This window comes from Lentzea sp. NPDC003310 (genome assembly GCF_040610935.1).
Classification (GTDB): Bacteria; Actinomycetota; Actinomycetes; order Mycobacteriales; family Pseudonocardiaceae; genus Lentzea.
In genome coordinates this window covers 287695-307364 of the sequence record NZ_JBEXNC010000009.1, presented here as the reverse complement: position 1 = coordinate 307364, position 19670 = coordinate 287695, and the positions used below count along the sequence as shown (strand labels likewise).

Sequence of the window (19670 nt, the reverse complement as noted above, 5' to 3'; positions counted from 1 at the left end):
CTCAACGGTGAAGTTCCCCGACCTGAACAGCCAGCTTCACCCAGTAGGACAGCTCGACAAAGGCGATGCCTCCATCCGCATCGGAACACAGCCGCACCGGGAGGCCGAGCCGCTTGGAGGCGGCGATGAAGGCTTCTACTGCTGGGCGCCCACGTCCCGCACCACCGACTGCGCGGATGTTCGGTGTTCGGTCAACACCGAACACCGAACACCGCTCACACATGTGGTGCGGAAACCCAGATCAGAGGGCGGCCGTCAGACGTTGAAGCGGAACTCCACCACGTCGCCGTCCGCCATGACGTAGTCCTTGCCCTCCATGCGGACCTTGCCCGCCGCCTTCGCGTCGGCCTTCGACCCCGAGGCCACCAGGTCGTCGAACGACACGACCTCGGCCTTGATGAAGCCCTTCTCGAAGTCCGTGTGGATCACGCCGGCGGCCTGCGGGGCGGTGGCGCCCTGCGGGATCGTCCAGGCGCGCGCCTCCTTCGGACCCGCGGTCAGGTACGTCTGCAGGCCGAGAGTGTGGAAGCCCGCGCGGGCCAGGGCGTGCAGGCCCGGCTCGGACTGGCCGATCGACTCCAGCAGCTCCAGGGCCTCCGCCTCGTCGAGCTCGAGGAGCTCCGACTCGACCTTGGCGTCGAGGAAGACGGCGTCGGCCGGGGCGACCAGCTCGCGCAGCTCCTTCACGCGGGCCTCGTCGCTCAGGACGCCCTCGTCGGCGTTGAAGACGTAGAGGAACGGCTTGGTGGTGAGCAGGGAGAGCTCGCGCAGCAGTTCGCCGTCCACTTCGGACTGCGCCGAGAACAGCGTGCGGCCCGAGTCGAGGATGTCCTTGGCCTTCTTGGCGTTCTCGAGGGCGGCGCGGCGGTCCTTCTGCATCCGCGCCTCCTTCTCGATGCGCGGGATGGCCTTCTCGAGGGTCTGCAGGTCGGCGAGGATCAGCTCGGTGTTGATCGTCTCGATGTCGCTCGACGGGTCGACGCGGCCGTCGACGTGCACGACGTCCGGGTCGTCGAAGACGCGGATGACCTGGCAGATCGCGTTCGCCTCGCGGATGTTCGCGAGGAACTTGTTGCCGAGGCCCTCGCCCTCCGAGGCGCCCTTGACGATGCCCGCGATGTCGACGAACGACACCACGGCGGGCACCTCGCGCTCGGAGCTGAAGATCTCCGCCAGCTTGGTGAGGCGCGCGTCCGGCAGCGGCACGACGCCCACGTTCGGCTCGATGGTCGCGAACGGGTAGTTCGCGGCGAGCACGTCGTTGCGCGTCAGCGCATTGAACAGGGTGGACTTGCCGACGTTGGGCAGGCCGACGATACCGAGGGTCAAACTCACGAGCGACGAGTCTACGGCAGGCGACGGTCGTGTCCGATTCCCGCGAGCCAACGCCCGTTCTCGCTGGCAGGATCGTTGGCATGGTCATTGACGAAGAACACGCGTACCGGGTGTGCTCCGCACGTGACGCCCGTTTCGACGGGTGCTTCATCCACGCGGTCCGCACGACCGGCATCTACTGCCGGCCGTCGTGCCCCGCGGTGACCCCGAAGCGCCGCAACAGCCGGTTCTTCCTGACGGCCGCGGCCGCGCAGTCGGCCGGGTTCCGGGCGTGCCGCCGCTGCCTGCCCGACGCGGTGCCGGGCTCGCCGGAGTGGAACCTCCGCGCGGACCTCGCCGGCCGGGCGATGCGCCTGATCAGCGACGGCATCGTGGAACGCGACGGCGTGACGGGCCTGGCCTCGCGCCTGGGCTACTCGGAGCGCCACCTCACCCGCGTGCTGACCGCCGAACTCGGTGCGGGACCGCTGGCCCTGGCCCGCGCGCACCGCGCCCACGCCGCCCGGTTGCTGATCGAGACGACCGAGCTGGCGTTCGCCGACATCGCGTTCGCCGCCGGCTTCGCGTCGGTGCGCCAGTTCAACGACACCATCCGCATGGTGTTCGCCTCCACGCCGTCCGACATGCGCGGGCGGGGCAAGGCCCCCGTCGGCACGCCGGGGCGGATCGTGCTGCGGCTGCCGTACCGGGCGCCGTTCGACGCCGAGGGCCTGCTGCTCCACTTCCGCGCGCACGCCCTGCCGGGCGTCGAGGAGGTGACCGCCGACTCGTACGCGCGGACGCTGTCGCTGCCGCACGGTGAGGCGACGGTGCGCCTGACGTTCCCGGCGGACCACGTGCTGTGCTCGTTGCGCCTCGCCGACGTGCGGGACCTGGGCGCGGCCGTGGCCCGCGTCCGCCGCCTGCTGGACCTCGACGCCGACCCGATGGCCGTCGACTCGTTCCTGGGCGCGGACCCCGTGATCGGTCCACTCGTCCGCGCGGTACCGGGCATCCGCGTGCCGGGCAGCGTCGACGGCGCCGAGACGCTGCTGCGGCTGGTGGCACCGTTCACCGGTGTCCCGTTGAAGATCCCGGACGGCGCCCTGACGCACCTCTACGCGGCGGGCGAGCACCCCGTCACCGAGGCGCTGGCGAGCGGCAGGCTCGTCGTGGACGTGGGCCGCACCGCCGAGGACCTGACCGAGGAGCTGACCCCGCTGGTCGGCGCCGAGGTGGCCGACGAGGTGGCCATGCGGGTGCTCGGCGCACCCGACGTGCTCGTACTCCCCCGAACCGCACGACACCTGGCTTCCCACGGCGCCGACTGGCGGCCGTGGCGCTCCTACGCCGGAGCACACCTGACGAGGAAGGCAGCAACATCATGACCGTCGCGCACACGTCCACCGCGGACACCCCGGCGGGGCCGTTCACCGCGATCGTCGCGCCGGACGGAGCGGTGCTGGCGAGCGGCTGGACCGCCGACCTGGCCCTGCTGACGCCCCAGATCCACGCCTCCCTGATGCCGTCCGAGATCACGCCCCGGCAGGACCTCGGCGACGTCACCAAGGCCGTAGTCGCCTACCACGACGGCGACCTGACCTCGATCGACACCGTCGAGGTGCGGCAGCGGTCCGGCCCGTTCCTGCAGCACGCGTGGGACGTCCTGCGCACCGTGAAGGCGGGCGAACCCGTCACCTACTCCGAGTACGCGGAACTGTCCGGCCGCCCGGCCGCGATCAGGGCGGCGGCCTCCGCCTGCGCGCGGAACTCGGTGGCGTTGTTCGTGCCGTGCCACCGCGTGATCCGGCTCGGCGGCAACCTCGGCGGCTTCCGCTGGGGCCTCGACGTCAAGCGCTGGCTGCTCGCGCACGAGGCCTAACCGACGAGCGTGATCTCCGGCGGTGCCGTCATGGTCACCAGGTCGGTGCCGCACTTCCGGCAAGGCCTGGCGACCGGCCAGACCAGGTTGGTCTGCAGGGACTGCTCGCCGTTGAACCACTGGTCCTCGCCGGCGTCGCGGCACGTGTGGCAGCCGACCCGGTGAACAGCCGGACCCACGGCCCGGCTCCGAGCTCGCTGCCCTGCGCCTGCGGCCGGCGCACGTCGGTGAACGGCGCCCACCAGAACGACAGCCTGCACCGCAACGTCGTGGTGGCCGCGCCGCTCGCGACGTCGAACCCGGTGATCCTGATCGGCGCCGGGTGGCTGCCCGCCTGCTCCAGCTCGTCCTGCCACTCGAGCGGTGCCTGCGAGGAGTGGCACAGGCCGTGCTCGGCGCCGTGCCGCACGCTGACGGTCCTGCCGGTCCGGCGGCACACGAAGCAGTCGTGCGAGAACTCGACCTTGTTCGACCACCCGAAGTGGGCGGCCTCGGTGACCTCGACACGAGCGGTGATTTCCACGTGGGACAGCACGCGCCGAGGTTAGACGCTGATCAGCCCAGCGACACCTCCAACGTGGACCCGGTGCGCGCCTTGCGCACCCGCAGCCTGGTCGGGATGCGCTGCCGCAGCTCCTCCACGTGCGACACGAGCCCCACGACGCGGCCGCCGGCCCGCAACTCGTCCAGGGTGTTCATGACGATGTCCAACGTGTCCGAGTCGAGGGTGCCGAAGCCCTCGTCCACGAACAGGGTGTCGAGCAGGGCGCCACCGGTCTCGTTGGCCACCACGTCGGCGAGGCCCAGCGCGAGCGACAGGGACGCCAGGAACGACTCGCCGCCGGACAGGGTCTTGGCCGGGCGGGACCGGCCCGAGTAGTCGTCGAGCACGTCGAGGCTCAGGCCGCCGCGGGTGCCGCGAGCACCCGCGGAGTCGGAGTGCACGAAGCTGTAGCGACCCTGGCTCATCCGGTGCAGGCGTGCGGAGGCGGCCACGGCCACCTCCTCCAGGCGCGCCGCCAGCACGTACGACCGCAGCGTCATCTTCTTCGAGTTCTGGCCCCGGCCGTTGATCACGTCGGTCAACGCGTCGAGCTCGGCGTAGGTGGCCTCCAGCGGTTCCAGTGACTTCCACTCGGCCCGCAGGCGCTTCGCCAGCTCGCTCACCCGGTCGAACGCCGCCTGGGCGCGGGCGAGCGCCGTGGCGGCCGAGGACGCGGCGGCACGGGCCGAGGACGCCGCCTCCGTCACCTGGCCCAGGTCGATCTCGGTGTCCGGGTCGACGCCGGTCAGCTCCTCCAGGGTGGCGAGCGCCGAGGCGCGGGCGCGTTCCCAGGCGGCGATCCGGTCGTCCAGGGCCTGCAACTTGATCTGCGGGCGGGCCGCCGCCAGGGCGGTGTCCACGTCGGGGAAACCGGCCTCGGTGGCGAGCCCCGCCACCAGCGACTGCTGCTCCTCGACCCTGGCCTGCGCCGCGTCCCTGGCCGAGCGGCGGTCGGCCAGGTCGACCAGTGCCTTCGCGAGCTTCAGCAGGTGGTCCCGGCGGGCCAGGACGTCGTCGTGCTCTCCCCGCGCCTTGTCGAGGCGGGCGCCCCGGTCCTCGACCACGGCCATCAGGGACGTGTGCTCGGTGCGCAGGCCGACCAGGTCCTGCTCGACCTCGGCCTTCTCCGCGCCCAGGTCCCTGGTCTTGGCCTCCAGGCCCACGAACTCGGTCTGGCGCTGCGACCGGGTGCGGGCCAGCTCCAGGGCCGCGCGGTGCTCGGCGATGGCGGTGGCGGGCTCGTCGGAGCCCAGGGCCTCCCAGCAGGCCTGGATGCGCAGCTCGGCGGCGTGCGCGGCCCGTTCCGCCTCGGTGCGGCGGTCCAGCGCGACCTGCTCCTCCTGCGCCGCGTCCTCCTCGGCGGTCGCGTCCACGCCGCCGAGCATCGGCTGGGCCGGGGCCGGGTGGGACGGCGACCCGCAGACGGCGCACGGCTTGCCGCGCTTCAGGGCCGCGGCGAGCTCGATCGCCATGTTCTCCAGGCGCTGCTGCCGGACCTGCTGCAGCACGTCCTTCGCCTTCTGGTGGACGTCGATGGCCTCGTGCAGCGCCTTCTTGGTGCGCTCCAACGCCTTCGTCGCCTCGGGCAGGGCCTCGGCGGCATCGGCGCGGGCCTTCAGCGACTCCAGGCGCGCGGACGCCTCCACGGCCGCGTCCAGCTGCAGGCGGCACTGGGCCAGGCGCTCCGGCAACACCTCCAGCTCGGCGTTCAGCGCCAGCAGCCGGCGTTCGACCTGGTACGACGAGTTCTTCAGCACCGAGAGGCGGCGCACGTCTGCCTGCTGGCGCTCGGCCTCCGCCGCCAGCTCGCCCAGACCGCCCGCCTCCTCGCGGTGGCGCTCCGCGTCCTCGCGCAACGAAGAACCCTCGTACCCCAGGCGCTGCAACGACTCCTGGGCGCGGGCCTCGTCGCGGACGGCGAACTTGAACGTCTCCTGCAGCTTCGCGATCTCCCCGAACGCCGGCACGACGGGGAGCGCACGCCGGGCCGCGTCGCGCTCGGCGAACCACGCCGCCGAGTCCGCCGCCTCCACGCGGGCCAGCAGGTCGCGCGCCTCGCGCACGCGGCGGACCTGGTCGGCGTGCACGCGCGCCTGGTCCAGCAGCACCTGCGCGCCGTCGGCCACGCCCGCCGTCTCCTCCGACAGCGCCTCGGCCGACCTGACGGCGAGAGAAAGCCGTTCCAGCACCGACTCGAGCCACCCCGGCTCGAACGACGGCTCCTCGCCCGCGGCCTCGGCGACCCGCTGCACCAGTTCGGACGCGCCCCGGCGGCGCTCCTCCAGCACCCGCCCGGCGGCGACCCTCCTGTCGCGGAACCACTTCTCCACGTCGAGGAACCGCTCGGTGCCGAAGAGCTTCTCCAGCAACACCTCCCGCTCGGCCGTGTCCGACCGCAGGAACTTCGCGAACTCCCCCTGCGGCAGCAACACGACCTGGAAGAACTGCTCGTACGACATGCCCAGCATGTCCTCGACCGCGCGCGCCACGTCGTCGATGCGCGTGATGCCCTCGCCGTCCCAGCCCTCCAGCCAGGTGAGCGTGCACTTCGCGGGCTGCGTGGTGAACCCGCCGCCGCGCTTCTTCGGCCGGTCGAACTCCGGCGAGCGCACGATCCGGAACCGCCGGGACTGCACGGTGAGCTCGAGCGACACCTCCGTCGGCACCTCTGGATCGGCGTACTCGCAGCGCAGCTTCTTCACGTCGCCCCGCGCGCCCGGCACCCGGCCGAACAACGCGAACGCCACCGCGTCGAGCAACGTCGTCTTGCCCGCGCCCGTGTCGCCGTGCAGCAGGAACAGCCCGTCCGCCCCCAGCTCGTCGAAGTCGACGGCCTCGGGCTTCGGGTAGGGCCCGAACGCCGTGAGCTCCAGGCGGTGCAGCCTCATTGCTCCTGCTCCCTCGCCACCGACGCGAACGCCTCGCGCAGCAACGCCTTCTCCGCCTCGGAGGGCTCGGAGCCGCGCGCGTCGGACACGAAGCAGCAGGCCACTTCCTCGTCGGAACGGCCGCGCACCCGTTCCGCGTACGTCATGTCGTGCTGCTGGCCCTGCTCCGGCCGCCACTCCACGTGCACCGCGTGCTCGAACCGCTTCTGCAACTGCCGCAACGCGTCCATCGGCCGCACCTGGTCCGTCAGCACGACCGACAGGAAGTGGTCCTCCAGCGGCTTGTGCGCCGGGTCCTCCAGCACGTCGGTCAGCGTCCCGGACACCACCGCCAACTGCCGCGGCACCGGCAGATCACGCCGCTCCACGCCGACGAGCCCACCCTCGTCCAACTCCACCAGCCACACCGACTTGCGGTGCCGCGCCTCGGAGAACGAGTACGCGAGCGGCGAGCCCGAGTACCGCAGGTTCTCCGCCAGCGTCTGCGGCCCGTGCAGGTGCCCCAGGGCCACGTAGTCGACGCCCGCGAACACCTGCATCGACACGTCCTGCACGCCGCCCACCGCGATGGTGCGCTCGGACTCCGACGGCGCCCCGCCCGTGACGAACGCGTGCGCCAGCACCACCGACCGCGCGTCCCGCGAGGCCAGGTCGGCGCGAATCCGCCGCATCGCCTCGCCCAGCACCGGCGCGTGGCCCTTGTCCGCCACGCCGAGCACGTGCCGCGCGGGCTCCGGTTCGAGGAACGGGATGCCGTACACCGCCACCGGCCCGTGCTCGTCCTCCAGCTCGACCGGCTTGTCCAGCAACGAGATCTGCGTGCGCAGGTGCAGCCCGCCCGCCGCGGCGAACTCCCCGAACACCCCGATCCGCGCCGCCGAGTCGTGGTTTCCCGGCGTGATCACGATCCGCGCCCCGGCCGCCCGGATCCGCATCAGCACCCGCGCGCACAGCGCCACCGCGTCGGCCGACGGCACCGCCCGGTCGTACAGGTCGCCCGAGACGACCACCAGGTCGACCTTCTCGGAGGACACCAGGTCAGCGAGGCCGCCCAGCACCGACTCCTGCTCCACGAGCAGGTCGCGGCCGTGGAACGTCCGTCCCACGTGCCAGTCGGAGGTGTGCAGGATCCGCATGGCACCAACCGTAGAGACGGGGTCCGACAAAACTCCGGGAGGGTTCCCGGCGTGTCACCCGATCGAGTTCAACATCTCTGGGGGAGCATCATCGGTGCCGTGACCGCAGTGATCATCACCGCCCTGATCGTCCTGGCACTCGTCAGTGCCGGGGCGCTGCTGTTCGTCTGGCGCCTCTACCAGGACAGCGTCCGGCGCACCGACGAGGCGCTCGCCGCCATCAACGTCGAACGCGCGCGCTACGACACCCAGCAGCAAGCCCTGCAACGCTACGAAGTGGCGTTCTCCAGCGTTTCGGGACGCGGCGAACTCGGCGAACAGGTGCTCGTCGAAACGGCGCGCGCGCTCGGCCTGAGGGAAAACCTCCACTACACGTTGCAGACGGACGTGGCGGGCGGCGGCGCGGTCCGGCCCGACATGGTGCTGAACGTCGGCGGCGGCCGCGCGGTCCCGGTCGACTCGAAGATGTCCATGGCCACCTGGGCCGAGGCCGTCGAGACCGACGACCCGCAGGAGCGCCAGGACGCGCTGCGCGTGCACGTCCGCAACATCCGTTCGCGGGCCGCCGAACTGGCCGGCAAGGGCTACCAGCGCTGGGCCGACGCCATCTACGGCACGATCATGTTCGTCCCCAACGACGGCGCGGTCGTCGCGGCGCTGGACACCGATCCCGAACTGCTGCGCTGGCTGCTCGACCGGCGCGTCTTCCTGTGCGGCCCGACCGGGTTCGCGGTGATCGCGTCGAGCGCGATGTTCGCGGTCACCGAACGGGCGCTCGCCGAGGACGTCGAGCAGGTCAGGCTGTCCGCCGGCCGTGCGAACCGGGCCGCGGACAGCGCCATCGAGGCCGTCAACCTCTCCACCACGCACCTGCAGCGCTTCCTTAGTGCGCGCCGCCGCGAGCTTGAGGCGTTGGAGGGATTCCGGGCGAGCGTGGAACCCCTGACGGACGCTTCCGCCACTCCTACGCCCCTCCCGCTCGTCCGAAGGGCGGACGAGCAGTCCGCTTAAAACGCACGCAGTGTGCCCGCAGGTTGCTTCTGGGTGAGAAACGAACGGACTGACGAACACCGAATGGCCGAACGGCTACCGTGTGCGTCGTGAGTGAGTTGCGCGAGCGTTCTGCAGCCTTCGATGACGACGTCGAGGACTACGACGCGGTTCCGTGGAACTACCGGGCCCTCTTCGGGGAGTTCAAGGGAATCCCCTGGTGGGCGGCGATCCTGGCCGCCCTGGTCCCGGCCTTCATCGGTGCCTTCATCGACATCAACTCCAGCAAGACCGTCGGCTGGACGTTCAACGTCGTGTTCTTCGTGGGCGCGCTGGCCGCGATCGTGCTGGTGCAGCGCCGCAGCCTGTTCGGGCCGATGGTGCAGCCGCCGCTCGTGCTGGCCGCCACGGTGCCGACCCTCGTGCTGCTCACCGGCGGCGTCGCCAAGGGCGGCCTGTCCACCATGGCGCTCGGCCTCGGCAAGCCGCTCATCGACAGCTTCCCGGTCATGGCCATCACCACCGCCGTCACGGTCGGCCTGGGCATCCTGCGGATGATCCTGCAGAAGAACCCGAACCGGCCGAGCAAGGACGAGGTCCGCGAGGCCAAGGCGGAGATCAAGGACCGCGCCAAGCCCGTCCGCAGGCCCCGCGAGGAGCCGGCGGAGGAGGAAGAGCGCCCGCGCCGTCCCCGCCCGGAGCGCTCCGAGCGTCCCGAGGGCGCCCCGGCCCGCCGGCCACGCCCCGAGGGCGCTCCCGCCCGCCGTCCGCGTCCCGAGGGCTCCCGCGGCGAGCGTCCGGCAGGCCAGCGCAAGCCGCGCCCGCGCGACTAGGCGCTGTCTTGCAAGTCCGTCGGGCGGCAGTGGCGAGCGAGGGCCCCGCAGGCGGCACCACCTAGACCCCAGAACGTCGAAAAGGGGCCGTCACCACTCGGTGACGGCCCCTTTTCGACGTTCTAGCGGACCAGGTCCTTGCGGAGCTCGCGCGGCAGCGAGAACGTGATGCGCTCGTTCGCCGTCGTGATCTCCTCGACCTCGCCGAAGCCGTACGTCTCGAGGAACTTCAGCAGCTCCATCACCAGCAGGTCCGGCACCGACGCGCCCGACGTGACGCCGACGGTCTCGACGCCCTCGAGCCACGCCAGGTCGACCTCCTTGGCGTAGTCGATCAGGTACGAGGCCTTGGCGCCGTGCTGCAGCGCGACCTCGACCAGCCGGACCGAGTTGGAGGAGTTCTTCGAGCCCACGACGAGCACCAGGTCGCACGACGGCGCCATCGTCTTCACCGCGGTCTGGCGGTTCGAGGTGGCGTAGCAGATGTCGTCGGACGGCGGGTCCTGCAGCTCGGGGAAGCGGTCCTTGAGCTGACGCACGCGCACCATGGTCTCGTCGACCGAGAGCGTCGTCTGCGACAGCCAGATCACCTTGTTGGGGTCGCGCACCTGGACGTTCGCGGCGTCCTCCGCGGTGTCGACGAGCTGCACGTGGTCCGGCGCCTCCCCCGCGGTGCCCTCGACCTCCTCGTGGCCCTCGTGGCCGATCAGGAGGATGTCGTAGTCCTCCTTGGCGAACCGCACCGCTTCTTTGTGGACCTTCGTCACGAGGGGGCACGTCGCGTCGATGGTGCGCAACGACCGTTGCTCGGCCTCGGCGTGCACGGCAGGCGACACGCCGTGTGCTGAGAACACCACGAGAGCGCCCTCAGGTACTTCGTCGGTCTCGTTGACGAAGATGGCGCCGCGGTCGGACAGCGTCTCCACGACGTACTTGTTGTGGACGATCTCCTTGCGCACGTAGACGGGCGCGCCGTACTTCTCGAGGGCGAGCTCGACCGTCTCCACGGCACGATCAACGCCCGCGCAGTAACCACGCGGCTTCGCCAACAGGACTCGCTTGGGCATGCCCTCAGGGTACCCAGCCCCGGTCCTAGGCATTTCAGACGCGGTTGCGGCAGGCTAGTGGGCATGAAGCCACTGCCACTGGGTGTCCGCGTCGCCGCCGGGCTCGCGGCGACCGCCCTCGAACAGGCCCGCAGGCTGCCCCAGCAGCTCGCCGGACTCCCGTTGACGGTGGTCAGCGAGGCGATGCAGCTGTCGATGCGCGTGCAGCAGCATGTGACCGAACTCGCCATCAAGGGCGACGACGTCCTCTCCGGACTGCGCCCGGCGGAGGAGGAACCGGAGTGGGCGACGTTCGACGAGGACGAGACGCCCGTCACGACTTCTCAGGAAATCACCGAGCAGGTGCTCGCCGACGACCCGTGGGAAGAGGAAGAGCGCGCGATCGCCGAGGTGCCGGAGTTCCTGCCCACCTACGACGAGCTGTCGATCGCCCAGCTGCGCGCCCGGCTGCGCAACCTCGACGTGGCGCAGCTGGAGGAACTGCTGCGCTACGAGAAGGCGCACGAGTCTCGGCCTGAGTTCGTGGGCATGCTCAACCGGCGGATCGCGACGGTCAAAGCGCAATCGTGACTGACGCGAAATCCACGCCGGAGAACCCCTGGCCGGTGCGGACGGTCGCCCGCAAGCTGCTCGACTGGATCAACCGGCTCGGCGACGTGTGGGTCGAGGGCCAGGTCACGCAGCTCAACGCGCGCAGCTCCACGGCGTTCCTGACGCTGCGCGACCCGAGCGTCGACATGTCCATGTCGATCACCTGCAACGCCTCGATGGTCCGCGAGCTGCAGCTCACCGAGGGCAGCAGGGTGATCGCGCACGGCAAGATCAGCTTCTACCCGAACCGGGGCACGCTGTCGTTGCGCGCGGACGACATCCGCGCCGTCGGCATCGGCGAGCTGCTCGCCAGGATGGAACGGCTGCGCAAGCTGCTGCACGCGGAGGGCCTGTTCGACCCGCGCCGCAAGCGCCGCCCGCCGTTCCTGCCGAACAAGATCGGTCTCGTCACCGGACGGGCGTCGGCGGCCGAGCGCGACGTGCTGACGAACGCGCGGAACCGGTGGCCCGGCGCGCACTTCCGCGTCATCAACGTCGCCGTGCAGGGCCCGACCGCGGTCACCCAGGTGATGACCGCGCTGTCCACTTTGGAACGCGACCCCGAGTGCGACGTGATCATCATCGCCCGCGGCGGCGGCAGCGTGGAGGACCTGCTGCCGTTCTCCGACGAGGCGCTGTGCCGCGCGGTCGCCGCGTGCCGCACGCCGGTCATGTCGGCGATCGGCCACGAACCGGACACCCCGTTGCTCGACCACGTCGCCGACGTGCGCTGTTCGACGCCGACCGACGCGGGCAAACGGGTGGTTCCGGATGTCGCCGAAGAGAGTGAACGGGTCCGCCAGATGCGCGATCGCGGCCGCCGCGCGCTGCACGGCTGGGTCGATCGAGAGCGCAAACTGCTCGACTCGCTGCGCTCCCGACCAGTACTTTCGGACCCTTACGGCCCGCTGGAGCGCCGTTCCGAGGAAGTGAAGCGGTTTCGCGACCAGGCACGCCGAGCGGTCACGCAACGACTCGATCGGGAGGACGTCCACCTCTCGGGGACGAAGGCCCGCTTGACGACCCTCGGACCAGCCGCCACGCTGGCCCGCGGGTACGCCGTTGTGCAGCTCGTCACACCTGACGGGCCCGACGGCGTGGTGCGGTCGGTGGCGGACGCGCCGAGCGGAACACAGCTGCGGGTACGCGTCGTTGACGGAGCAGTGCAGGCCACTGTCGTGAGTGTGGAAGGGGGAGGTACCGATGATGCGTGATGCCGTGTTCCTGCCCCTCACCATGGAGGCGGCGGGTTCCTGCGGCTCGGGCCTGCGGAGCAAGGCGGAGGCGGCGAACCGCGCCGCGGCGGACTGCTGGACGGACATGGTGGGCGACTGCGACACCACGAGCCGCCGCACGCTGATCCTGACGTTGCACGACCTGAGCGAGGCCACCGCCGGCACGGTCCAGTACCGGCGCGTCGCGGAGGCCGAGGCGCTCATCGACGAGGCGGTGCGAGAGGGTGACGGCGAGGAGTTCGCGGAGGCGCTGGTCGGCTACGACCTGGCCGTCGCGACCGTGCTGAGCCGTCTGAGGAGCCAGTCCGCGTGAGTTCGGAAACACTGGGTTACGAAGCCGCCCGTGACGAGTTGGTCGACGTCGTCCGCAAGCTGGAGGCCGGAGGTCTCTCGCTGGAGGACTCCCTCGCGCTGTGGGAACGCGGCGAGGCGCTCGCCAAGACGTGTGAGCAGCATCTCGCGGGTGCGCGCGAGCGAATCGATGCAGCTCTCGCTGTGGTCGAGGAGGACGTTTCGGACGCGTGATCCCGTGCAAGGATTCAGTTGCCGATCACAAAATCCGGCACGCTGAGTAGTCGCATGGAGGCGCGCAATGGTGAACACCCCCGCGGAACGACGTCGCGAAGCCCCCGACCGGAACCTGGCATTGGAGCTCGTGCGCGTCACCGAGGCGGCGGCGATGGCCGCGGGCCGGTGGGTGGGGCGCGGCGACAAGAACGGCGGTGACGGCGCGGCCGTCGACGCGATGCGCAAGCTCATCCACACCGTCTCGATGAGAGGCGTCGTGGTGATCGGCGAGGGCGAGAAGGACGAGGCGCCCATGCTGTTCAACGGCGAAGAGGTGGGCAACGGCGAGGGCCCCGAGTGCGACGTCGCGGTCGACCCGATCGACGGCACGACGCTGATGGCCAAGGGCATGCCGAACGCGCTGGCGGTGCTCGCGGTGGCCGAGCGCGGGGCGATGTTCGACCCGTCCGCCGTGTTCTACATGGAGAAGCTCGCCGTGGGCCCGGAGGCGGCCGACGTCATCGACATCACCGCGCCGCTCGCGGAGAACATCCGCCGCGTCGCGAAGGCCAAGCACAGCGACGTCTCCGACGTGAACGTGTGCATCCTCGACCGGCCCCGGCACGAGAGCATCGTGCGGGAGGTCCGCCAGGCGGGCGCCCGCATCCACTTCATCTCCGACGGTGACGTGGCCGGCGCGATCGCGGCCGCACGCCCCACGTCGGGCGTGGACATGCTCGTGGGCATCGGCGGCACCCCGGAGGGCATCATCGCCGCAGCGGCCCTCAAGTGCGTCGGTGGTGCCATCCAGGGCCGGTTGTGGCCGAAGGATGACGAGGAGCGCGAGAAGGCGATCGGCGCGGGCCACGACCTGTCCCGCGTGCTCACGACGAACGACCTCGTTTCGGGCGACAACGTCTTCTTCTGCGCGACCGGCGTGACCGACGGCGACCTCTTGCGCGGCGTGCACTACCGCGCGGGCGGCTGCACGACCCAGTCGATCGTCATGCGGTCCAAGTCCGGCACCGTGCGCATGATCGACGGCTTCCACAGCCTCCACAAGCTGCGCGAATACTCCTCGGTCGACTTCGACATCCCCGAGGACGCGCAGCAGCCGCTGCCGTAAATGTCCCATTCACTGTGAACTGTGAACGCTCGGTGACCAGACGAGTGACCCTAGTGACAGTGTGACCTTCGTCCATAGGTTCCCTCCTGACCCCGGCAACCCTGCGCCGGGTTCAGGAAAGGACACTCAACGATGAGGGCACGTTCGTTGTTCTCCGCAGTCGTCGTGGCCGCGGGCGCCCTGCTCGCCTCGGCCGTCGCGGCCAACGCGGCTCCGGCTCCCACCGCTGACGGCGAGGTCTCGCCGATGATCGTCGGCGGCACCAACGCCACGCAGGTCTACTCCTGGATGGTCTCCCTGCAGAGCACCTCCGGCAGCCACTTCTGCGGCGGCACGCTGATCAAGGCCAACTGGGTCGTGACGGCGAAGCACTGCGTCCAGGGCTCGTCGGCCTCGTCGATCCGCACCCGGATCGGCACGACGAACCGCACCAGCGGCGGCACCACGACCGGCGCGTCGCGGATCATCAACCACCCGTCGGCCGACCTGGCGCTGGTGCAGCTCAACACCTCGGTCAGCCAGGCGCCCGCCGCCGTGGCGGCCTCGTCCGGCGCGGTCGGCACGGCCACCCGCATCATCGGCTGGGGCCAGACCTGCCCGACCCGCGGCTGTGGTGGCGCTCCCATCACGCTGCAGGAGCTGAACACGTCGATCGTGACGGACAGCCGTTGCGCCGGCATCAGCGGCGCTTCGGAGATCTGCACCAACAACACCGGTGGCAACAAGGGCGCCTGCTACGGCGACTCGGGTGGCCCGCAGGTGAAGTCCGTGAACGGCCGCTGGGAGCTCATCGGCGCCACCAGCCGTTCCGGTGGCGGCGCGACCTGCGCGACCGCTCCGTCGATCTACGTGGACGTCCCGTACTTCCGCTCGTGGATCAGCCAGTACGCCGGCACCGTCTGATCGGTGTAGCTCGGTAAACGCGTTCCGAGGCCCGTCTCCCAACCGTTATGGGAGGCGGGCCTCCGCGTTGCAACCCGGGTGATCCTCCCGTCGTCTACTTCGGCAAGGGATGGAACAACCAGGGGGGTGCCCGATGCGGATGTTGTTCGCGGCGGTCGCGTTGATGTCGGTGGCGGGGTGCGCGCAGGGGACCGTGCAGGCCGAAACTTCACCAGCACCACCACCTTCGTCGTCCTCGGCGCCTTCGTCCTCGTCGGCCGCGCCGACCACGACGACTCCCCCGCCACCCCCGCCCGTCGTGAAGCCGACTCCGTGCACCATCAGCGACGGCGCGTGCATCCAGCTCTCCACGAACCAGTCGTGGATCGTCCGGGGCGACAAGATCGTGCACGGCCCGTCGAAGATCACGCACGGACGCCGCGGCTTCGAGACGCCGCTCGGCAACTTCCCGGTGCTGCGCAAGGTGAAGGACGAGTGGAGCCGGCCGTACAACGCGCCGATGCCGTGGTCGACGTACTTCACCGAGAGCGGCATCGCGTTCCACGAGGGCTCGCTCACCGACCCGTCGCACGGCTGCATCCACCTGGACCCCGCCGCGGCCCGCTACTACTTCGAGAACCTCTCGATTGGCGAGACCGTGCAGGTGGTCTCATGATCATCAGCCATGAGACTCCTGGCCGCAACGGCCTTGCTGCTGCTTAGTTTGGCGGCTCCCGCGCACGCGTCGGTGTGCACCGTCCACAACGGAGCGTGCGTGCAGAAGCACTCGAACCTGGCGTGGCTCGTCACCAACGGCGTGACGAGCCACGGCCCGGTCCGGATCAGTCACGGCAAGCCCGGCTTCGGCACGCCGGTGGGCACCTTCCCGGTGCTGCGCAAGGTGAAGAACGACTGGAGCGTCCCGTACAACGGCCCGATGCCCAACGCCGTCTACTTCACCACCGACGGCATCGCGTTCCACCAGGGCGACCTGAACTCGCAGTCGCACGGCTGCGTCCGGCTCTCGTGGAACGACTCCGAGGTCTTCTACAACAACCTCTTCCCCGGTGAGCGCGTCCAGGTGCTTCCATAAATTTATGATTGAGATCACCCGATAGTGGTCACCCCACTACCGAGGGGTGATGAGAGATGCGAGTTCTGATCGCGACGGTGCTCCTGATCCTCGGCTTTGCTGTTCCCGCGAATGCTCAGGCGGGATGCACCGTCTACAACGGAGCGTGCCTGGAGAAGCACTCGAACCAGGCGTGGCTGGTGTTCAACGGCCAGGTGAGCTACGGGCCGGTGACCATCAGCCACGGCAAGCCGGGGTACGAGACCCCGGTGGGCACGTTCTCGGTGCTGCGCAAGGTGAAGAACGACTGGAGCGTCCCCTACAACGGCCCGATGCCGAACGCGGTGTACTTCACCACGACCGGTATCGCGTTCCACCAGGGTGACACGGCAGTCCAGTCGCACGGCTGCATCCGGATGCCCATGGATGCGTCGCTCGTGTTCTACGACAACCTGATGGTCGGCGAGCAGGTGCAGGTGCTGCCGTAGACCGTCCCGAGTTGGGGGCCTGACCGGTGGCACTGGTCAGGCCTTCAGCACTTAGCGCGTTCCTGCTCGAACTCGGCGCCGCTCAAGTAGTCGTCCTCGAACTTGACCTTGCCGTCGCGCAGCCCGTCGAGCGTGAACTCCACGGCGGGCGTGCTGCCGTCCTCCAGCCGCACGGTCAGCGTCAGGCGCGCGTCGCCGTTCGGCCGCTGCCAGGCGACCTTCTCCTGCAGGCCCTCGGGTTTCTGGCCCACGGCGAGCTCGCGGAGCTTGGCCGGCGGGGCGAACCCGACCCGCCAGACGTCCTTCGAGTCGGCCTGGACCCACGCTTCGGTGACCGCCGGCGCACCGCAGGCGGTGTCGACGAACTGCGGCAGCCCGGTCGGCGTGAGCTTCACGGCCCAGCTCTGGCCGGAGGAGCAGCCCCCGAGCGCGGTGACCGCGGCGAGCACCGCGACCAGCTTCCACCGGGTCATGCTGTTCTCCTCGAGCGATCTCGGTACACCGGCGCCCATCATCGCGCCCCGGAACCGCCACGCGCCCGGCGAGACCGTTCGGCAACCAGCCCGTGAGCCGTTCGAGTCGCTCGCCGACGTCCTGCTGCCGCCTCACTGACGCGCCAGCAGTCTCCGCACCGTCGCCTCGATCGCGTCGACCCTGGTCAGCGCTGTCTCGTGGTCGTCCCCGTCGTCCTCGCGCGCCAGCGTGTAGATCACCCCGCCGGCGCTCGCCACGTGATCGGGCACCCACACGATGCCGCGTTCCTCCAGCAACGCCTCGACCCCGTCTTCGGTGAGCTGGTTGTTGGCCGGTCCCACCACCACCCGGACGTCGAGCTCCCGCACCGTCTCCGGGCTCAGCACCCCGCCCACCGCCGCCGGGACGAGCACGTCGGCCTTGGTCCGGTAGGCCTCTTCCGGCGCCACCCAGCCGAACTCGCCGGTGCGCCGGCTCTGGTCCACATCGGACACGACGACGTCCGCCCCCGGGAGACCGCGCGCGACCAACTCCCCCACGGACCCGAACCCGCTGATCACGACCTTGCGACCGGCGAGGTCCTCCGTGCCGAACGTGTGCCGCGCCGCCGCCCGCAACGCCGCCAGCACACCCCGTGCCGTGGGTCCGCTCGACGACCCGGTGCCGCCGTGCTCCTCGGGCAGGCAGTAGGCGTGGGGCGTGAGCTCCTTGAGCACCAGCATGTCGTCCGGCCCCGTCCCGACGTCCGGTCCGGCGCGGTAGGCGCCGCCGAACTCGTTGATCAGGTCGGCGTGGTCGAGCAGGACGGCCCGCCGCCGTTCCGGCGTGAGCTCCCGGTCGACCACGATCACGCTCTTGGCTCCACCGTGCGGGATCCCGGCCGCCTCGCACTTCCGCGTCATCGCCCTGGACAGCCGCAGCACGTCGGTGACGGCATCGGTGACCTGGTCGTACGCCTTCATCCGGCACCCGCCGACCGCCGGACCCGCCTGCGTCGAGTGCAGGGCGACCATCGTGGTCATCCCCGACCGCCGACCGGTGCGGACGACGAGTCGTTCGTGCTCCCACATCTGCGTTCCCTCCCGAACTTCAGCCACCGTTCGTGCTCGAAGTTAGGGTGAAAAGCAGTGCTGCCGAGCTGATTCCGAACTTCGTTCGGTTCGGCGACCTGAGGAGCGAGATGGATGAACTTGATTCGGCGATCGTGCGCGAACTGCAGCGCGATGCCCGGCAGTCGAACCGCGACATCGCCCGCAAGGTGGGCGTGGCGCCCTCGACGTGCCTGGAACGCACGCGCCTGCTGCGCGAACGCGGCGTGATCCGCGGCTACCACGCCGACATCGCCCCGTCCGCGCTGAACCGCGGCGTGCAGGCGCTGGTGTCGGTGCAGGTCCGCCCGCTGAGCCGCGCCGTGATCGACTCGTTCAAGGCCTTCGCCGCAAGCCTGCCGGAGGTGACGGCGGTGTACGTGATGGCGGGCAACGACGACTTCGTCGTGCACGTGGGCGCGCAGGACAACGACCGGCTGCACGCGTTCCTGGTCGACAGGTTCAGTCAGCGCAGGGAGATCGTCGGGTTCCGCACCTCGATCATCTTCCAGCACCTGGAGAAGCACGACCCGGCGCCGCTGCCGGGGGCCTGACGGCCCCCGGCCCGCGCGTCAGGTGCCGTCGCTGGAGTGCCCGGGGAACAGGTGCGCCGACGGGTTGAGCGCCACCGCGATGTTGTTGACGGCGGTCGCCGCCTCGCCGAACCCGGTGGCGATGAGCTTGACCTTGCCGGGGTACTGCGCCACGTCGCCGGCCGCGTACACCCGGTCCAGCCTGGTCTTCATGGTGGTGTCGACGAGGACCGCGCGGTGGTCGAGCTCGAGCCCCCACGACTCGATCGGCCCGAGGTCGGCGGTGAAGCCGAGCGCGGCCACGACCGTCTGCGCGGGCAACGTCCGCGCGTCGCCACCCTTGACCTTGACGTCCACTTCGGACAGTGGTTCGCCGCGCAACGCCAGCACCTCGGCGTCCGTGATGATCTCGACGCCGAGCTCCCGCACCTGCCGCACGGTGGCCGCGTGCGCGCGGAAGTTGGCCCTGCGGTGCACGATCTTGACGCTTGCGGCGATCGGGTGCAGCGCCAGCGCCCAGTCGAACGCCGAGTCGCCACCGCCCACGATCACCACGTGCTGCCCGGCGTGCTCGGCCAGCACCGGCACGAAGTGCACCATGCCGCGACCCAGCCACCCGTCACCGGCGGGCAGCGGGCGCGGGTTGAACTCACCCATGCCCGCCGTGATGAGCACAGCCCTGGCGTTGATCGTCGACCCGTCCGCGAGCCCGATCCGCAGACCGTCCTCAATGGACTCACACGTGCGCGCCTGACGGCCGAGGAGGTAGGTGGGCTTGAACTGCGCGGCCTGCTCGACCAGCCCGTTGACGAGGTCGCGCCCCCGCACCGCCGGGAACCCCGCCACGTCGAAAATCATCTTCTCCGGGTACATCGCCGTGACCTGACCGCCCGGTTCGGGCAGGGCGTCCACGACGGCGACGTTCATCTCCCGGAAGCCTGCGTAGTAAGCGGCGAACAACCCCGTGGGACCAGCTCCCACGATGAGGAGGTCGACGTCACGCTCCATGAGTGGTGCCCT

The 19670-nt window shown here is 70.4% G+C and carries 22 protein-coding genes; 14 read left to right on the top strand and 8 right to left on the bottom strand.

All coding sequences use genetic code 11. The annotated features are described in order from the left end of the window. Positions 1-255: 255 nt before the first annotated feature. Positions 256-1335, bottom strand: coding sequence for a redox-regulated ATPase YchF (gene ychF, locus ABZX02_RS20695; protein ID WP_355300197.1), 1080 nt, complete (start codon positions 1333-1335; stop codon positions 256-258). An 80-nt stretch (positions 1336-1415) separates the two neighbouring features. Here ychF and ABZX02_RS20690 point away from each other — a divergent pair, with 80 nt between their 5' ends. Together ABZX02_RS20690 and ABZX02_RS20685 are read left to right on the top strand one after the other, a co-directional pair. Beyond that, a complete protein-coding gene (locus ABZX02_RS20690) occupies positions 1416-2702 on the top strand; it encodes an AlkA N-terminal domain-containing protein (protein ID WP_355300196.1) in 1287 nt (428 codons plus the stop codon). After that, entirely contained in the window at positions 2699-3196 is a 498-nt protein-coding gene (locus tag ABZX02_RS20685; protein ID WP_355300195.1) for a methylated-DNA--[protein]-cysteine S-methyltransferase, read from the top strand. Before ABZX02_RS20690 ends, ABZX02_RS20685 begins: the two co-directional genes overlap by 4 nt. A 34-nt stretch (positions 3197-3230) precedes the next feature. Here ABZX02_RS20685 and ABZX02_RS20680 read toward each other — a convergent pair whose 3' ends face one another. The 3 genes from ABZX02_RS20680 to ABZX02_RS20670 are packed head-to-tail and all read right to left on the bottom strand — an operon-like array spanning position 3231 to position 7764. Beyond that, the gene (locus tag ABZX02_RS20680; protein ID WP_355300194.1) at positions 3231-3731 is read right to left on the bottom strand and encodes a hypothetical protein; all 501 of its coding nucleotides are present in this window, start codon (positions 3729-3731) and stop codon (positions 3231-3233) included. Between the two features lie 20 nt (positions 3732-3751). Beyond that, positions 3752-6628, bottom strand: coding sequence for an SMC family ATPase (locus ABZX02_RS20675; protein ID WP_355300193.1), 2877 nt, complete (start codon positions 6626-6628; stop codon positions 3752-3754). Next, complete coding sequence (locus tag ABZX02_RS20670; protein ID WP_355300192.1) at positions 6625-7764, bottom strand: exonuclease SbcCD subunit D; 1140 nt, start codon at positions 7762-7764, stop codon at positions 6625-6627. Before ABZX02_RS20670 ends, ABZX02_RS20675 begins: the two co-directional genes overlap by 4 nt. Positions 7765-7863: 99 nt before the next feature. Between ABZX02_RS20670 and ABZX02_RS20665 the strand changes: the two genes are divergently transcribed. Both ABZX02_RS20665 and ABZX02_RS20660 read left to right on the top strand, forming a co-directional pair. Further along, positions 7864-8775 carry a DNA recombination protein RmuC gene (locus tag ABZX02_RS20665; protein WP_089909587.1) on the top strand — a complete coding sequence of 304 codons (912 nt, stop codon included), beginning with the start codon at positions 7864-7866 and terminating at the stop codon, positions 8773-8775. Positions 8776-8864: 89 nt separating this feature from the next. Next, positions 8865-9587 carry a DUF6542 domain-containing protein gene (locus ABZX02_RS20660; RefSeq protein ID WP_355300191.1) on the top strand — a complete coding sequence of 241 codons (723 nt, stop codon included), beginning with the start codon at positions 8865-8867 and terminating at the stop codon, positions 9585-9587. Positions 9588-9709: 122 nt separating this feature from the next. On the opposite strand, the gene ABZX02_RS20655 is transcribed toward ABZX02_RS20660, so the two are convergent. Next, positions 9710-10654, bottom strand: coding sequence for a 4-hydroxy-3-methylbut-2-enyl diphosphate reductase (locus tag ABZX02_RS20655; protein ID WP_355300190.1), 945 nt, complete (start codon positions 10652-10654; stop codon positions 9710-9712). A gap of 63 nt (positions 10655-10717) precedes the next feature. Here ABZX02_RS20655 and ABZX02_RS20650 point away from each other — a divergent pair, with 63 nt between their 5' ends. The 9 genes from ABZX02_RS20650 to ABZX02_RS20610 all read left to right on the top strand — a co-directional run bounded on the left by ABZX02_RS20650 (position 10718) and on the right by ABZX02_RS20610 (position 16555). Further along, positions 10718-11224, top strand: a complete 507-nt coding sequence (locus ABZX02_RS20650; RefSeq protein WP_355300189.1) for a lipid droplet-associated protein — start codon at positions 10718-10720, stop codon at positions 11222-11224. Beyond that, a complete protein-coding gene (gene xseA / locus ABZX02_RS20645) occupies positions 11221-12459 on the top strand; it encodes an exodeoxyribonuclease VII large subunit (RefSeq protein WP_355300188.1) in 1239 nt (412 codons plus the stop codon). Before ABZX02_RS20650 ends, xseA begins: the two co-directional genes overlap by 4 nt. Beyond that, positions 12449-12793, top strand: a complete 345-nt coding sequence (locus ABZX02_RS20640) for a sugar ABC transporter substrate-binding protein (RefSeq protein ID WP_355300187.1) — start codon at positions 12449-12451, stop codon at positions 12791-12793. Before xseA ends, ABZX02_RS20640 begins: the two co-directional genes overlap by 11 nt. Continuing rightward, positions 12790-13005 (top strand): exodeoxyribonuclease VII small subunit, encoded by a 216-nt coding sequence (locus tag ABZX02_RS20635; protein WP_355300186.1) that lies wholly within the window; start codon positions 12790-12792, stop codon positions 13003-13005. The genes ABZX02_RS20640 and ABZX02_RS20635 overlap by 4 nt, the downstream gene beginning before the upstream one ends. Positions 13006-13072: 67 nt before the next feature. After that, entirely contained in the window at positions 13073-14113 is a 1041-nt protein-coding gene (gene glpX / locus ABZX02_RS20630) for a class II fructose-bisphosphatase (RefSeq protein WP_355300185.1), read from the top strand. Positions 14114-14245: 132 nt separating this feature from the next. Then, the gene (locus ABZX02_RS20625) at positions 14246-15016 is read left to right on the top strand and encodes a serine protease (protein ID WP_355300184.1); all 771 of its coding nucleotides are present in this window, start codon (positions 14246-14248) and stop codon (positions 15014-15016) included. Positions 15017-15149: 133 nt separating this feature from the next. Beyond that, positions 15150-15671: a L,D-transpeptidase gene (locus ABZX02_RS20620; protein WP_355300183.1), complete on the top strand. Its 522-nt coding sequence runs from the start codon at positions 15150-15152 to the stop codon at positions 15669-15671. Positions 15672-15680: 9 nt separating this feature from the next. After that, positions 15681-16088 carry a L,D-transpeptidase gene (locus ABZX02_RS20615; RefSeq protein WP_355300182.1) on the top strand — a complete coding sequence of 136 codons (408 nt, stop codon included), beginning with the start codon at positions 15681-15683 and terminating at the stop codon, positions 16086-16088. Between the two features lie 56 nt (positions 16089-16144). Continuing rightward, positions 16145-16555, top strand: coding sequence for a L,D-transpeptidase (locus ABZX02_RS20610; RefSeq protein ID WP_355300181.1), 411 nt, complete (start codon positions 16145-16147; stop codon positions 16553-16555). Positions 16556-16599: 44 nt separating this feature from the next. Here ABZX02_RS20610 and ABZX02_RS20605 read toward each other — a convergent pair whose 3' ends face one another. Both ABZX02_RS20605 and ABZX02_RS20600 read right to left on the bottom strand, forming a co-directional pair. Beyond that, the gene (locus ABZX02_RS20605; protein WP_355300180.1) at positions 16600-17028 is read right to left on the bottom strand and encodes a hypothetical protein; all 429 of its coding nucleotides are present in this window, start codon (positions 17026-17028) and stop codon (positions 16600-16602) included. Between the two features lie 132 nt (positions 17029-17160). Next, complete coding sequence (locus ABZX02_RS20600) at positions 17161-18126, bottom strand: Glu/Leu/Phe/Val dehydrogenase dimerization domain-containing protein (RefSeq protein WP_355300179.1); 966 nt, start codon at positions 18124-18126, stop codon at positions 17161-17163. 83 nt (positions 18127-18209) lie between these two features. Between ABZX02_RS20600 and ABZX02_RS20595 the strand changes: the two genes are divergently transcribed. Further along, positions 18210-18671 (top strand): Lrp/AsnC family transcriptional regulator, encoded by a 462-nt coding sequence (locus ABZX02_RS20595; RefSeq protein WP_355300178.1) that lies wholly within the window; start codon positions 18210-18212, stop codon positions 18669-18671. Positions 18672-18689: 18 nt separating this feature from the next. On the opposite strand, the gene ABZX02_RS20590 is transcribed toward ABZX02_RS20595, so the two are convergent. Further along, a complete protein-coding gene (locus tag ABZX02_RS20590) occupies positions 18690-19658 on the bottom strand; it encodes an NAD(P)/FAD-dependent oxidoreductase (RefSeq protein ID WP_355300177.1) in 969 nt (322 codons plus the stop codon). Positions 19659-19670: the final 12 nt, after the last annotated feature.